The sequence below is a fragment of the Prosthecobacter sp. genome (assembly GCF_046154365.1).
Lineage (GTDB): Bacteria > Verrucomicrobiota > Verrucomicrobiia > Verrucomicrobiales > Verrucomicrobiaceae > Prosthecobacter.
Genome location: NZ_JBJXFV010000006.1, coordinates 105,954 through 119,604, shown reverse-complemented (window position 1 = coordinate 119,604; position 13,651 = coordinate 105,954). Strand labels below are relative to the sequence as shown.

General features: G+C 60.4%; 9 protein-coding genes and 1 pseudogene. 7 read left to right on the top strand and 3 right to left on the bottom strand.

What is annotated here, in order from left to right:
* The 3 genes and pseudogenes from ACKVY0_RS00705 to ACKVY0_RS00695 form a co-directional block, all read right to left on the bottom strand.
* Nucleotides 1–1,245 carry a glycoside hydrolase family 2 TIM barrel-domain containing protein gene (locus ACKVY0_RS00705; RefSeq protein WP_409212856.1) on the bottom strand — a complete coding sequence of 415 codons (1,245 nt, stop codon included), beginning with the start codon at nucleotides 1,243–1,245 and terminating at the stop codon, nucleotides 1–3.
* 83 nt (nucleotides 1,246–1,328) lie between these two features.
* Nucleotides 1,329–1,511: pseudogene (locus tag ACKVY0_RS00700) on the bottom strand (glycosyl hydrolase); the annotation flags it as partial.
* A 90-nt stretch (nucleotides 1,512–1,601) separates the two neighbouring features.
* Nucleotides 1,602–2,663 carry a substrate-binding domain-containing protein gene (locus tag ACKVY0_RS00695; protein ID WP_409212855.1) on the bottom strand — a complete coding sequence of 354 codons (1,062 nt, stop codon included), beginning with the start codon at nucleotides 2,661–2,663 and terminating at the stop codon, nucleotides 1,602–1,604.
* A gap of 117 nt (nucleotides 2,664–2,780) precedes the next feature.
* Here ACKVY0_RS00695 and ACKVY0_RS00690 point away from each other — a divergent pair, with 117 nt between their 5' ends.
* The 7 genes from ACKVY0_RS00690 (at nucleotide 2,781) to ACKVY0_RS00660 (ending at nucleotide 13,626) form a co-directional block, all read left to right on the top strand.
* A complete protein-coding gene (locus ACKVY0_RS00690) occupies nucleotides 2,781–3,875 on the top strand; it encodes a sialate O-acetylesterase (RefSeq protein WP_409212854.1) in 1,095 nt (364 codons plus the stop codon).
* Between the two features lie 119 nt (nucleotides 3,876–3,994).
* Entirely contained in the window at nucleotides 3,995–6,505 is a 2,511-nt protein-coding gene (locus ACKVY0_RS00685) for a DUF1588 domain-containing protein (RefSeq protein ID WP_409212853.1), read from the top strand.
* Between the two features lie 14 nt (nucleotides 6,506–6,519).
* Nucleotides 6,520–7,917 carry a DUF1552 domain-containing protein gene (locus ACKVY0_RS00680; protein ID WP_409212852.1) on the top strand — a complete coding sequence of 466 codons (1,398 nt, stop codon included), beginning with the start codon at nucleotides 6,520–6,522 and terminating at the stop codon, nucleotides 7,915–7,917.
* On the top strand, nucleotides 7,914–8,834 hold the full coding sequence (locus ACKVY0_RS00675) for an amidohydrolase family protein (protein ID WP_409212851.1): 921 nt from the start codon (nucleotides 7,914–7,916) through the stop codon (nucleotides 8,832–8,834). Before ACKVY0_RS00680 ends, ACKVY0_RS00675 begins: the two co-directional genes overlap by 4 nt.
* A gap of 8 nt (nucleotides 8,835–8,842) precedes the next feature.
* A complete protein-coding gene (locus ACKVY0_RS00670; RefSeq protein ID WP_409212850.1) occupies nucleotides 8,843–10,099 on the top strand; it encodes a sialate O-acetylesterase in 1,257 nt (418 codons plus the stop codon).
* Between the two features lie 122 nt (nucleotides 10,100–10,221).
* Nucleotides 10,222–11,451: a C39 family peptidase gene (locus ACKVY0_RS00665; protein WP_409212849.1), complete on the top strand. Its 1,230-nt coding sequence runs from the start codon at nucleotides 10,222–10,224 to the stop codon at nucleotides 11,449–11,451.
* 15 nt (nucleotides 11,452–11,466) lie between these two features.
* Nucleotides 11,467–13,626: a c-type cytochrome gene (locus ACKVY0_RS00660; RefSeq protein WP_409212848.1), complete on the top strand. Its 2,160-nt coding sequence runs from the start codon at nucleotides 11,467–11,469 to the stop codon at nucleotides 13,624–13,626.
* Nucleotides 13,627–13,651 lie beyond the last annotated feature (25 nt).

Below are 13,651 nucleotides of genomic sequence, written 5' to 3'. Positions count from 1 at the left end.
CTACTTCACCTTGATCGGGAAGTTCCCTGTTGCGGCGCGTTTGCGATTGTCGGTCACGATGACATGCACGCGGTAATCTCCGGGCTTGGTGGGGGCGTGAAAGGTGGCGGAGGAGTCTTCGACTTTGATGAGACACACCGGGAGTGGTTGGGTTTTGCGCTCTCGATTGTTGGCGTCACGGCCGGCGGATTCCTGGGTGACTGTCCAGTGATAGGTGAGTGAGTCTCCATCAGGATCGGTGGCTTCGGCCTGGGCGGTGAACTCGCTGTCTGCTGCGATCTCTGTTTTGGCAACGGAACTGGTTAAACTCTTGAGTTCGGGAGCGTGATCGGGCGGCGGCTCTTTCTTCCAGAATTCGTGCATGACGTCTTTGGTGGCGGTGGATTCGCCGGACTCGGTGAAGATGCCGAACCAAGTGGAGGTAGCCTCTTGCTTTTGGCCCCAGAGGAAGATGTAGCCACCCCAGCAGTCGCCAGCGGGCAGAATGGCGGCCTCGTAGGCTTTGCGGATGAATTTGGCTTTCTCGGTGCTGGTCGCCTCGATGGGGGCTGCCCATGGCGCACGTGGGCTCTCCCAGAAGCCGCGTGGGCCGTATTCGGTAACGACCCACGGGCGTTTCCATTGACGCTCCGCCAGATATCCGCGCAGTCCGGTGAGTGCGCCGTAGGTGTTGATGCCGACAAAATCGAGACTCGGCGTGAGAGCATTGAGCCCCGCGATTTTCAGCGGTTGGAGGCCAGCCAAGGCGGTGAAGGTGGGGTGAGCAGGGTCCAACTCCTTCACGGCCTTTGCCAACACCTCCAATTGAATCCAATAGGCCATGTTGTTGCCATCGCCTTCCGCTTCATTGCCGATGCCCCAGAAGAGCAGGGCCGGATGATCGCGAAACTCCGTCACCTCCTTCTTCACGCGCTCCGTCTGACGTGCGCAGTGCTCGGCGTTCGCATAGGAGAACCAGTTGCACTCAGGCTCCAGCCAAATGCCCGCGCATACGGTGAGGCCGCGCTTCTCGGCATTATCGAGGATCTCGCGCAGGCCATTGGTGCTCCAGGTGCGGATGCTATTACCGCCGGTTGCCACCAATTCATCGAGATGCTTGTCACCCGCTGCACCTTTGACGAAGTAAGGATCGCCTCCGCGAGTGATCCCAATGCCGGGCACGATCTTCACGGGTACAGCCTCTGCTGCGGCGTGAGCGGCTGTGATGAAGAGGAAAAGAAGTGAGGATGCGATCGAGCGGAGCATGTGGGAATCAATGACCGTAGGGATTAGAAGTGTCAAAGATCCTTCACAGAGGTACTGATCTCGGTGAGTGATGACTTGGCATCTCATCCCTCTTTGGCATAGGCCTCGCCGAGTGGGGTGATTTTTCTTTCGTTGTCGAGGAGTGCGGAGCAGCCGAGCGCGGCGTTCTTTGGCGTGGTGCAGAACCACGCATAGCGATGCACGAAACTGGCCCGCTCCAAGCGCGGCAGGGCGTCCTTGATGAATTTCAAGACGTCCTTCTGAGTGTGTTGGTTCTTGCCGGTTTTTTATTTTCGAAATCAGCAAGCCTTACCTTGGCATGGCTACGATTAAGAGCGCGAATGAGTTCCCCAAAGTCATTCCAAGCGCCCTATCGTGCCACCGATGACGAACTGTGCGGGAACGCTTGTTTGTTTCACATCTCTGCCGCCTCGGCTCACTGTGGCGGCCCAGCGCACGATGCGGCGGACGACGGTGCGCGTATCCCAGCTGATGTGGGATATGGAAGGCGTGCACCAGGCAAAGATGGGATCGGCATCGGTGCAGACGAGCGAAACTTGCTCCGGCACCCGGATGCCTCGACCCGCGAGAAACTGCTGCGTCGTGACAAAGAATGAAGCTTCATCAACGATGAGCGCGGTCGGCGGTGTGACACGGAAGAGCGATCGAAGGAGCTTCTGAAAGCCTTCTTTGCTCTCCTCCCAGTCGGGCAGGTTGAAGTCCGAAACCGGGAGGTCGTGGGCTTTGAGTTCGTCGAGGAAAGCTTGCTCACTCCCACCGGGCTTCGGCAGCCGGCGCAATTGACGGCACAGCATCACGATACGACGATGGCCGAGATTGACCAGATGACGGGTGGCAGCAGCTAAAGCGGGCGTTTTGTCAGGTCCCACGGCTGCGATGGGTAATCCCTCGCGGCGACCAAAGAGGGCAAAAACGGGGACCGGTTGGGCGCAAAACCACTTCAGCACCTCACTTGAGCCGGCGACGACGATCCAGGCATCTGCGGCAGTTTGTTTGACGAGACGACTGACACGCGTGACGTCCATGCTGAGTTCCGTCAGCGAATTGGCAGCGGTGATGACTGTATGGCCCGCTTCCGCCAGTGCATGCTGGAGTTCGACGATGTATTCCAAGTGACGGTCGGTGGGTTCATAGAGCAGGATGGCCACTCGCATTGGCCGCATGGACGCACCACTGGGAAGAACGATGAGGCGTTTGCGACCTGGACCCTGGCTGACTAGCAGGCCCTCATGCTCGAGTTGCCGCAGCGCTGCCTCGACGGTTTTGCGAGTGACTCCCAGTTCCGGCGCCAGTTGGTTCACACCAGGCATCATTCCACTCCAATGGCCGCGTTCCACCTCCGCTCGCAGATGTGCGGCTGCTTGTGCGGAGGCGGAAAGCGGGCGTAGTCGTGGCATGGATGTTACTTACTCCCAAAGGGGGTAGGTTGTCGAGGACGCGAAGGTTTGTGTTCGCTGGGATCTGTCAGTTAGAATCGACGCCGAATCATGAACACAGCCAACCATGCCAGAATTGTGTCAACGCTCGCCGCTTTGGCGATGCTGTCCGTCGTCTCCCAATTGTCCGCAGCGGAGAAGCCCGATGGAAAACCGGCGGACATGACGAAGCCCGTCCAGGTCTTCATTTTGATGGGCCAGTCAAACATGGTCGGTCTCGGCAAAGTCACCGGGCCGGATGGCTCGCTTGAATTCGCGGTGAAGGAAAAGAAGAAATATCCTTTTCTGATGGATGAATCCGGCAACTGGGCCGAGCGCAAGGACGTGCGCTACGCCCGCGTCATGTCCGGTCGCGGTGGCGGCATGCAGCGGTTCAACAATGAGTGGATGACGGTCAAAACGTGCAAGACGATCGGGCCGGAGTTTGGCATCGCGGAACCTCTCGGCAATGCCGTGGAGGCCCCGGTGCTCATCTTGAAGAGTTGCATCGGCAACCGCAGCCTCGGCTGGGATCTCCTTCCTCCCAGCAGTGAGCGCTACGAGTTTGTCATCAAGGACAAAGCGGGCGTGGAAAAAAAGTTGGTCTATGCCGGCTATAAGGACAAACCCGAGTCATGGGAAATGGACCCGGCGAAGGGACTGAAGACCGAGCCCGGGCCATGGGTGGACAAGAACGGCAAGCCGATCGACTGGTATGCTGGCAAGCAGTGGGATGATGACATCAGCTACGCCAAAACCGTGCTCTCCGAGCTCGATAAACACTATCCCGGCGCGACTAAGTATGAAGTCGCAGGATTCTTTTACTGGCAGGGTGAGAAGGACGCGGGCAATCCCGGGCACGCCGCCGTCTATGAGAAGAACCTCGTGCATTTCATCAAGCAGGTGCGCCAGGAGTTCAGCGCGCCGAACGCGAAGTTCGTGCTCGCCACCATGGGCGAGTCCGTCAAAGGCGGCAGCGGACCTGGCGGCGAGGTGCTCAACGCGCAGCTCGCCGTGGACGGCAGCAGTGGCAAGTATCCCGAGTTCAAAGGCAACGTCGCGACCATCTACACGAACCCCATGGCGCAAGGCGGCAGCGGCAACGGCCACTACGGCGGCAAGGCCGAAGTTTACATGGATGTCGGCGAAGCCATGGGCAAGGCCATGATGGACCTTTTGAAAGGCGGCAAATGAGCGCCATGATTTCCGCACCAGGGGAAGTTTGCGCTTCCGACTGTGGAAGACAGGCGGCGGCTTTCGCGTTCAGCAAACGAGCAAAGCATGAGCGACGCCGTTACCCTCAAGCCGTGCGGATGAAGAAACTCGCCTCAGTTTTGATGTCACTCGCCGCAGTCATTGGCGGGCGGGCGTATGCGCAAGCGGCGCAACCGCAGGCCGCTTTGCGCATCGCACCGGCGGAGCAGCTCCTCGAGAGCCATTGCTCGTCCTGCCACGGCGAGGACAGCCAGAAAGGCGACGTGCGCTTTGACAAGCTGGGCGCGCTGCCGCTCGCGGAGCGGCTTGCTTTGATGAACCGGATGCAGGAGCAGGCTTACCTCGGCTTCATGCCGCCGAAGAGCCGCAAGTCGCAGCCCACAGCGGCGGAGCGGAAGGCGTTGCTGGATTGGATCGGCGGCGAGTTGCACGTCCACAATGCCTCGACGCTGGAGGACAAGCTGCGCCTGCCGGCCTACGGGAACTATGTGGATCACGACAAGCTGTTCAGCGGCGAGATCACCGATGCGCCCTTCACACCGGCGCGACGATGGCTGGTGAGTCCGCAGATTTTTTCGCAACGGGCGAGCGATGTGTTTGGCCCAATGGGATTCGGTCGTCCGGCGACTCTCTACGGAGTGACGAATCCCTTCGTGCTGCCGGATGCTTCCGGTGTGCGGTATTATGACAACGAGTCGCTCGATGGCGGCGCGCTGCTGGTGATGCTCACGAATGCGGACTGGATGTCGCAGAAGCAGTTGCTCGGACCACGCGTGAAAGGCGGCGAAATGAAAGCGGATGCGTTGCCGAATCCGCAGGACCGCTGGGTGCCAAAAAACTATCCGGCGGCGTTCGATGCAATCGTCATCAAAAAGGAACCGCCGACGGATGCGGAAATCACCGAAGCGGTGCGCGCGCAGTTTGCCAGTGTGCTCCAGCGCGCGCCCGGTGAGGCGGAACTGGCGAAGTATGCGAAGCTGACGCGCGACGCCGTCGCGATTGGCGGCAACTCGGAAGGACTGCGGCAGATGCTGCTGGCCGTGCTGCTGGAGTCGGAGTTTCTCTACCGCATGGAATTCGGCGCGGGCGCGGCGGACGCGCATGGCCGGAGGATGCTCGCGCCCCGCGAGGGAGCTTACGCGATTGCCTACGCGCTCGGCGATCGCGGCCCGGATGCAAAGCTGCTGCAAGCCGCCGAGCAGGGACGGTTCGCCACGCGCGAGGACTACAAGCGCGAAGTCCTGCGCCTGCTCGACGACAAGACTTATTACGCGGGCGAAATTGACCCGGCCTTGAGCGGGAAAAACATGCGCGCCCATGTGACTTCGCACCCGCGCCTCGTCCGTTTCTTCCGCGACTTCTTCGGGTATCCGATGGCGACGAAAGTTTTCAAAGACCCGGAGCGCGGGGCCGGCATCTACCAGAATCCCGACCGCGGCACGGCGGGGACTCCCGGCTTTCTCGTGAACGAAGCCGACCGCGTGGTGGATCACATCCTGCAAAAGGACCGCGACGTTTTCGCCACGCTGCTCGGCACCGACGAGTTCATCGTCTATTACAACCGGGAGCCCGCAGTGGGCCGCGCAATTATCGCCGAGTGGAAAAAGGTCTGGGCCTCGCTCAAGGACACGAAGTGGAAGACCGAGCCCGACAAGGTCATGGCGGAGAACCTCCCGCTGCTGACGGCGAGCAAGACTCTCCAGTTCCCCAAGAACGGCCCGCACCAAAAGCGCGAGTTCATGCGCCACATGTATTTCTTCAGCGATTACTTCGAGAAAGGAGTCACGCCGTTTACCACCATCCCGACTGCGCACGGCTACTACATCAACCACTCCCCGTTCTACAGCCTCCCGCCGACGCCACTGCGCGGGCGCTACGAGCCGGTCGAGAACCCGAGGTTCAAGGGCTTGGACGACGCGACATTCTGGGATTACCCGCTGGAGCAGCCCTTCAAAATCGAAAACCGCAAAGGCATCCTCACGCATCCCGCGTGGCTCATCGCCCATTCGCTGAACACGGAAACCGACCCCGTCCGCCGCGGCCGTTGGATTCGCGAAAAACTCCTCGCCGGACGCGTCCCCGACGTGCCCATCACCGTGGACGCGAAGGTTCCCGAGGACCACCACAAAACCCTGCGCGAGCGCCTCGACAAAGTCACCTCCGCGCAGCAGTGCATCAAATGCCACCAATACATGAACCCGCTGGGCCTTCCCTTCGAGCAGTTCGACGACTTTGGCCGCTTCCGCTCGCAGGAGGCGCTGGAGCATGCCGAAAACATCGTCGGACATGCACCCGGCGCGAAAGCCGATTCCCCCATTTACAAAACGCTGCCCGTGAACACGCGCGGTGCGCTCGACAGCACCGGAGCCGCCGCCCTCGACGGCGAGGTGAAGGACGCCTTCGACATGATTGACCGCCTCGCCAAATCCCCGCGCGTGCGCCAGTCCTTCATCCGCCACGCGTTCCGCTTTTTCATGGGGCGAAATGAAATGCTCTCCGACTCGCGCACGCTCATCGAAGCCGACAAAGCCTACGTGCAGAGCGGCGGCAGCTTCAGAGCCGTCGTCGTCTCGCTGCTCACTTCCGACTCGTTTCTCTACCGCAAATAAAGCTCACCACGACCATGCAACACCGCAGAGACTTCCTCCAAAACGCCTTCCTCTCTCTCGGCGGACTTTCGCTGCCCGGCTTCCTGCCGCGCCTTTCCGCCGCGCAGACAGGCGCCGCGCCGATGCGTTTCATTTTCATGCATCGCGGCAACGGTCTCTTCCCGAAAGTCTGCGTGCCGCCGACGCTCGGCCTTGCGGAGCAGGAGAAGGAAAAACGCAACGACGCCTTCGAGGTGGACCTCGACAAGCATCAGCTCCCCGAGTGGATGGGGCCGCTGGAGGCGCACAAAAACAACCTGACCATCATTCAGGGCCTCTCCGGCAAGATGTGCACCGTGGGCCATCACTCGTGGTGCTCCTCGCTCGGCGTTTATAAGGCCAACGAGCGCCCCAGCTCCATCAAATGGGCCACCGTGGATTTCGAACTCGCCCGCCTTTTTCCCTCGCCGATGGAGCACATCGAGCTGGCCTGCTTCCCCACCGACGGCGGCAATGCGCGCGGCAGTCTCGACGGCATCGCGAAGGGATTTTCCGCACGCGGCCCGCAACAGCCGAACTACGCCTTCGGCTCGCCGAAAATCGCGGTGGAGGAGATTTTCAAATCCGTCGCCGCGGACAAAACCGGCCAGGTGCAATATGAACTCCAGCGTCGCGTGCTGGAGTTCGTCGCCGTCCACGAGACGGAACTCGCCCGGCAGCTCGCGGGCATCGAGCAGCGCAAGGTCGGCAACTACGCCGGCTCCATCGATGACATCCGCGAGCGCAACCGCAAAATCGACCTCATGGCCGACACCGTGCGCCGCCATGTGCCGAAGCTCGACAGCAAGTATCTCGCGGAAAAAATGACCACTCTCGACCGCCAGATGGGCCACGCCGAGGTGCTCCTCGCCTCGCTCATCTCCGGCCTCACCAACGTCGTCTCCTTCACCGTGGATGAACTCGGCCACCACTACACCGGCATCCCCGGCATCGAAGGCGAGAACGTCAACATGCACGACGTGGGGCACGGCAAAGTCATCAGCGGCCTCGCTGCGGAGGAAATCCGCCACCGCACCGAGCTGCACCACATGAAGGTCATGGAAAAAATCGTCGCTCGGCTCAAAAGCGTGCCCGAGGGCAAAGGCACGATGTTCGACAACACGATGATTTTCTATTTCCCGAACAGCGGTGAAACGCACCACGCCCAAGGCACGGAGTTCCCGTTCGTCGTGCTCTCCGGCTCGAACAGCAAACTCAAGCTCGGCAGCCGCTACATCCGCCTGCCCTACTGGGGCAATCCCGGCCACAAGACGCTCGGCAATTTCTACACCAGCATCCTCAACGCCTATGGCAACCCCATCAAACACTACGGCGACCCCGACCTCTCGCTAAAGCTGGAGCAGACCGGCCCCATCAAGGAGTTCATGGCATGAGCAGCGTTCGTGCACACATCCTCTGCTGGCTCAGCCTCGTTGCGCTGGCCCGTGCGGATGGGCCGACAGCCATCATGGATTGCCACGTTCACCTATGGGACATCGCGCGCCCCGCCGGTCTTGGCTGGATCAAAAAGGACGACAAAACGCTCAACCGCTCCTTTCTCCCGGCAGACCACGAAGCCCTCGCCCGCGCCAACGGCGTCAGCGGCATCATCGTCGTCCAGGCCGGTCAGAGCCTGCCCGACAACCAGTGGAACCTCGACATCACCGCGCATAACCCGCGGCTCTACCGCGGCGTCGTTGGAAATTTCTCCGAAACCATCGGCACGCCCGCATTCCAGCCGCTCTTCGAAAAGCTCTGCGAAAACCCGCGCTACGTCGGCTACCGGCTCTCCGGTCGCTTCCAGCAAAAACTCAGCGATGCATTCTTCGACGACCTGCGGCTAACCGCGCAAAAAGGCCGCACGGTGGATTTTCTCCTCGGCAACTACCGCCTCGAACAAGTCGCCGAAATCGCACACCATGTGCCGGAATTGCGCATCATTCTCGACCACCTCGGCGGCGTAAAGCTCGACGGCAAGCCGCTCGATGCCGCATGGATCGACTCCTTCCGAGCCGTCGCGAAACATCCCAACGTCCGCTGCAAAGTCTCCGCACTCTTTGGCCGCTGGGAGAAGCAACCCGCCCGGCAGGACCTCGCCGCCTACACCGAGGTGCTCGACCTCGCATTCGAGTGCTTCGGCGAAAACCGCCTCATCTACGGCAGCGACTGGCCCGTGAGCGAACAAACCGCCGACTACGCCGCCGTCCTCCGCCTCACCCGCGCGTATTTCGACCGCAAAGGCCGCGCCGTTTCCGAAAAGCTCTTCCACCAAAACGCGGCGGCATTTTACCGCCCCCCAGCCCCGAAATGACCTCCAACATGAAACTTCCACTCATCCTCATCACCGCATTCTTCGCCGCCACCATCGCGGACGCGAAGCCGCTCAAAGTCTTCATCCTCGCGGGCCAGTCGAACATGGAGGGCCCTGCCAATGTCGCGACCTTTGACTACATCGGCGACGACCCGGCGACTGCGCCGTTGCTCAAGATGATGAAAGGAAGCGATGGCAAACCAACCGTTTGCGATGACGCGTGGATTTCATATCTGACCGGAGCCAACGACAAGAACTTCGTTCTTTCCGGCAAACTGACCGCAGGCTACGGTTCGATGTGGGGTCAGGATTCCACCAAGTCCGGCGACAAAATCGGCCCGGAGTTCACCTTTGGCCTCACGATGAGTGCAGCACTCCATGAGCCGATCCTGATCATCAAAACCGCGTGGGGCGGCAAGAGTCTGCACACGGATTTCCGTTCTCCAAGCGCGGGACCCTACGTGATGCCAAAGGAAACCCAGGCACTTTGGGAAAAGCACCCCCAGGGAGCTCATGGAATTCCGAAGGCCGAGGATCGGCCGAAATGGAATGCCGAAAAGATCGCTGCCACCGGGGTCTATTACCACCTGATGATGGAGCATGTAAAAAAGGTGCTGGCCGACCCCAAGAAGGTCGTTCCCGGCTACGATCCCGCACAGGGCTATGAAATTGCCGGCTTCGCCTGGCTTCAGGGCTTCAACGACATGGTGGATAGCCACGTCTATCCCGGCCACAACAAGCCCGACCGCTTCGACCAATACTCGGAATGGCTCGCCCACTTCATCCGCGATATGCGCAAGGATTTGTCCGCGCCAAAGATGCCGTTCGTGATCGGCGTGATGGGCGTAGGCGGGCTCAAGGATCAATCGCCGTCGATGGTGGCCTTCCGGCAGGCGATGGCGGCACCGGCGGCACTGCCGGAGTTCAAAGGAAACGTCGTCGCCGTGCAGACCGCACCGTTTTGGTCGGATGAACTCGGCGCGATTGATGACAAGCGCGGGAAGGTCCGCCAGATGGACCATTTTCTCCGCAGCAAACACAAAGACCACGCCAACAAAGACGGCACGATGACCGAAGCAGAGCAGCGCGAGTATTTGAAGAAATACGAGGCCGACCTCATCAGTCCCGCCGAGGTCGCCTTGTGGAAACGCGGCGCGTCGAACGCCGGCTATCACTATCTTGGTTGCGCGAAGACTTTCGCGCTCATGGGCAAGGCGTTTGCAGAAGCCACACTCGACATATCGAAGCCGCAGAAACGTCCGTGACTTGTCGGAGCGAATACCATCGCGCCTCATTCCCACACGCATGAATTCTCAAGACAGCAACTCCCTCTCCAAACTAGGCTCATTCACGGATGCAAACATCGACACTCACATTCCTTGCCACCATGATCATGACCGCCACCACGCTGCCAGCCGATGAGTTGACGGATCTTCAAAGCCAAGCAGCCAGTGGCGATGCCAAATCACAAATCGCGCTCGCGATTCGTCTGCGCGATGGCAAGGGCATCACCAAAAACGACGCGGAAGCCATGCAATGGGCGCACAAGGCCGCCGATGCGGGAAACGCCGAGGCGCAGGACTTCGTTGGCTTTGCTTATCTCCGTGGTGCCGTGGTGAAGCGCAATCCAGAGATCGCCATCGCCTATTTTAAAGAAGCGGCGGATGAATCGGCGCAGGCGGCTTTTAACCTCGGCCAATGTTACTTCGGTGCACAAGGAACAGCGCAGGATTGCCCGAAGGCGCTCGAATGGTGGAAGAAGGCCGCGAAGATGGGCAACGGTCGAGCCGCAGCGAATGCGGCGATGGCTTATCGCTCCGGAGAAGGCGTCGAGCCTGATGCAGCTCTAGCTCGCCAACTTGCTGAACGTGCGGCTGAGTTGAACGATCCCTCGGGTCTCGTGTTGCTCGGTGAGATGCACTTTCAAGCCGGAAAACTCGATGCCGCGAAGGCCAACTGGACCAAAGCCTCCAAACTCTCTCCCACCACTGCCACAGGGCATCCAGCGCAGCCTTCTGGCAATGCTTCCGCTCAAGAAGCCGCCGACCTTTTGAAGCTCATCGATTACCGCAAGCGCAAGAGCGAGCCAGGCAACTTCGCCTTCGTGCAAATGCCGCACATTCAGCAGGGCTACAACAACTGCGGCTCCACCGCCTGCGCCATCTTCGCTCGCTTTCACGGTAGCAAAATCGGCGGCTGGGATTTCAAGAAACTATGTCCATCTCCGCTCGGTACCGGCACCGATTGGGGCCATCTGCTCGATGCCTCAAAGAAGATCGGCCAGAAGTGGAAACTCGTCACCTACACGCCCGACGACGAAGGTTTCGTCAAAGCCACCGACATGCTGAGGAGCGAACTCGATGCCGGACGGCCCGTGATCGTGGATTTCAAATACATCGGCCCGCAGTTCCCCAACGGCAGCGCCGGTCACACGTTGAACGTCTGCGGCTACATCGCCAAAAAGAACCTCTACATCCTCTGCAACCCCGCCGTGGCCACTCCCGGCCTGCAACTCATCACAGCGGATGATTTGAAGAACTTCTGGCGCTCCGATCACTACGGCGCGCTGTCGAAAGGTGTGCTCTCCCGGCCAGCTTTTGTCATCGACAACCGTTGAAGACGATTCCTCGCCATGAAAATCATCATCCCCGCACTCATTGCCCTTCTCGGTGGCATCTCCGCCCAGCTCACCGCCGCCGACGCGCTCCAGCAAGGCTGGAACCCGGACACAACCTTTCCGGCTCTCTCGCCTGCCGATGCCATCAAGACCATCGAGGTGCCGAAGGGCTATCATCTCCAATGTGTGGCCAGCGAGCCGATGGTCGAGGAGCCGGTGTCCTTCGCGTTTGATCCGAATGGCGCGCTCTATGTCTGCGAGTGGCGCACTTACATGCAGGACGAGTTTGCCACGGATCAAATGAAGCCCGTCAGCCGTGTGGTGAAGCTGGTGGACACCGATGGCGACGGCATCATGGACAAGCGCACCGTCTTTATCGACGACGCGCTGTTGCCCCGCACGGTGTTGCCGCTGGGAGATCGCGTGATCGTCAGCTTCACCGGCGACGGCTCTTACTGGTCCTACTTTGACGATGACAAAGACGGCGTCTCCGACCGCAAGGAACTCATTTTCAAAAGCGGCCCCGACAACGGCAACATCGAGCATCAGCGTACCGGCATCCTGTGGAATCTCGACAACATCGTCGCCACCAACGATTGCCGCTTTCGTTACCGCGAAGATGGTACTTTGGAAGTCGTGCCCTACCCCGAAGGCCGCGTCAGCCAGTGGGGACTCGCACGCGATGACGATGGCCGCTTGTTCTGCACCCTTGCGGGCGGCGCGAATCCCGCGCACTCGTTTCAACTGCCCGCCGGGTATCCCATCCTGCGGCTGAATGAACACGGGCCGGACTACGGCAGGCCCTACGCCATCTGCAAAGTGTGGGACGACTCCTCCGGCGGCTACAACTTCGCTGAGCAGCACATCCTCAACAACTTTTCCTCCTGCTGCGGCCAGACCATCCTGCGCAGTCATCTGATGCCAGAGTTCTACGGCAACATGATCACCTGCGAGCCGGTGGGCCGCCTCATCCGCATGACGCGCTTCGATTGGAAAGACGGCCTCGGCACCGCACACAACGTCTATCCGCAGAGCGAGTTCATCCGCAGCACCCACGCCTATTTTCGCCCCGTGTGGAGCGAAACCGGCCCTGATGGCTGCCTCTACATCGCCGACATGTATCGCGGCATCATTCAGGAGAAGGAATGGTTCCCGACCGAAGGTGACAACAAGGAATGGGTCGCCCGTTATCATCGCGTCAAAAAATGGGGCATGACCAAAATCGTGCGTCATGGCCGCATCTACCGCCTTGTGCCCGATGGCAAAAAGCCCGGTCCGCAGCCGCGCATGCTCGATGAAACGCCCGCGCAACTCGCCGCCCACCTCGCGCATTCGAATGGCTGGTGGCGCGACACCGCGCAGATGCTGCTCGTGACCAAGCGCGATGCCAGCATCGCCCCCGACCTCATCGCGATAGCTAGCGATCACAGCGACACGAACGCCCGCATTCACGCCCTCTGGACACTCGATGGCCTCAAGTCGCTGCCCAAAGATGTGCTGCTCGCGAATCTCAAGCACCGCCACCCACGCATCCGCCGCGCCGCCGTGCAGATCAGCGAGAGTCTGCTCGCCACACACGATGCTGACATCGCAGCCGCACTCGCCACGCTGACCACCGACGCCGATTCGCAAGTGCTCGCGCAGGTCTATCTCGCTCATCGCAGCATCAAAGCATCGATACCCGCTGCCATCACCGCCCAAGCCCCCACGCAGCCACTCATTGCCGCCCTCATTGATAAAGACAAAGCCATCGCCTCACGCGCCGAACTCGGCACCTCCGCCAAACAAGGCCAGCAAATCTACCAAACCCTCTGCACCGCCTGCCACGGCCCCGATGGCCAGGGCATGAAGCTGGCCGACAAACTCCTCGCCCCCGCCATCGCCCGATCAGCCTGGTTCAAAAATAACGGCGATATCCCCACCCTCGCCCGCATCCTCCTGCACGGCCAGACCGGCCCCATCGAAGGCATCACCTATGGCGAAGGACTGATGCTCCCGCTCGCCCAAGTCTATAACAACGACCAAATCGCTAGCGTGCTCAACTACATCGGCGAACGCTGGCACAAATGGAAACAATCCGTCCCCTCAGAAGCCATCGCCCGCGTGCGCAAAGAGACCGCCGACCGCAGAACGCCGTGGACGCACGCAGAGTTAAAAGCGTTTGGCAAACCATGAACCGCATTCTCACACTCATCGCTCG

Coding starts and splice junctions, on each gene's coding strand:
- ACKVY0_RS00680 (WP_409212852.1), top strand. CDS start 6,520: ATGCAACACCGCAGAGACTTCCTCCAAAACGCCTTCCTCTCTCTCGGC.
- ACKVY0_RS00685 (WP_409212853.1), top strand. CDS start 3,995: ATGAAGAAACTCGCCTCAGTTTTGATGTCACTCGCCGCAGTCATTGGC.
- ACKVY0_RS00665 (WP_409212849.1), top strand. CDS start 10,222: ATGATCATGACCGCCACCACGCTGCCAGCCGATGAGTTGACGGATCTT.
- ACKVY0_RS00695 (WP_409212855.1), bottom strand. CDS start 2,663: ATGCCACGACTACGCCCGCTTTCCGCCTCCGCACAAGCAGCCGCACAT.
- ACKVY0_RS00675 (WP_409212851.1), top strand. CDS start 7,914: ATGAGCAGCGTTCGTGCACACATCCTCTGCTGGCTCAGCCTCGTTGCG.
- ACKVY0_RS00705 (WP_409212856.1), bottom strand. CDS start 1,245: ATGCTCCGCTCGATCGCATCCTCACTTCTTTTCCTCTTCATCACAGCC.
- ACKVY0_RS00660 (WP_409212848.1), top strand. CDS start 11,467: ATGAAAATCATCATCCCCGCACTCATTGCCCTTCTCGGTGGCATCTCC.
- ACKVY0_RS00670 (WP_409212850.1), top strand. CDS start 8,843: ATGAAACTTCCACTCATCCTCATCACCGCATTCTTCGCCGCCACCATC.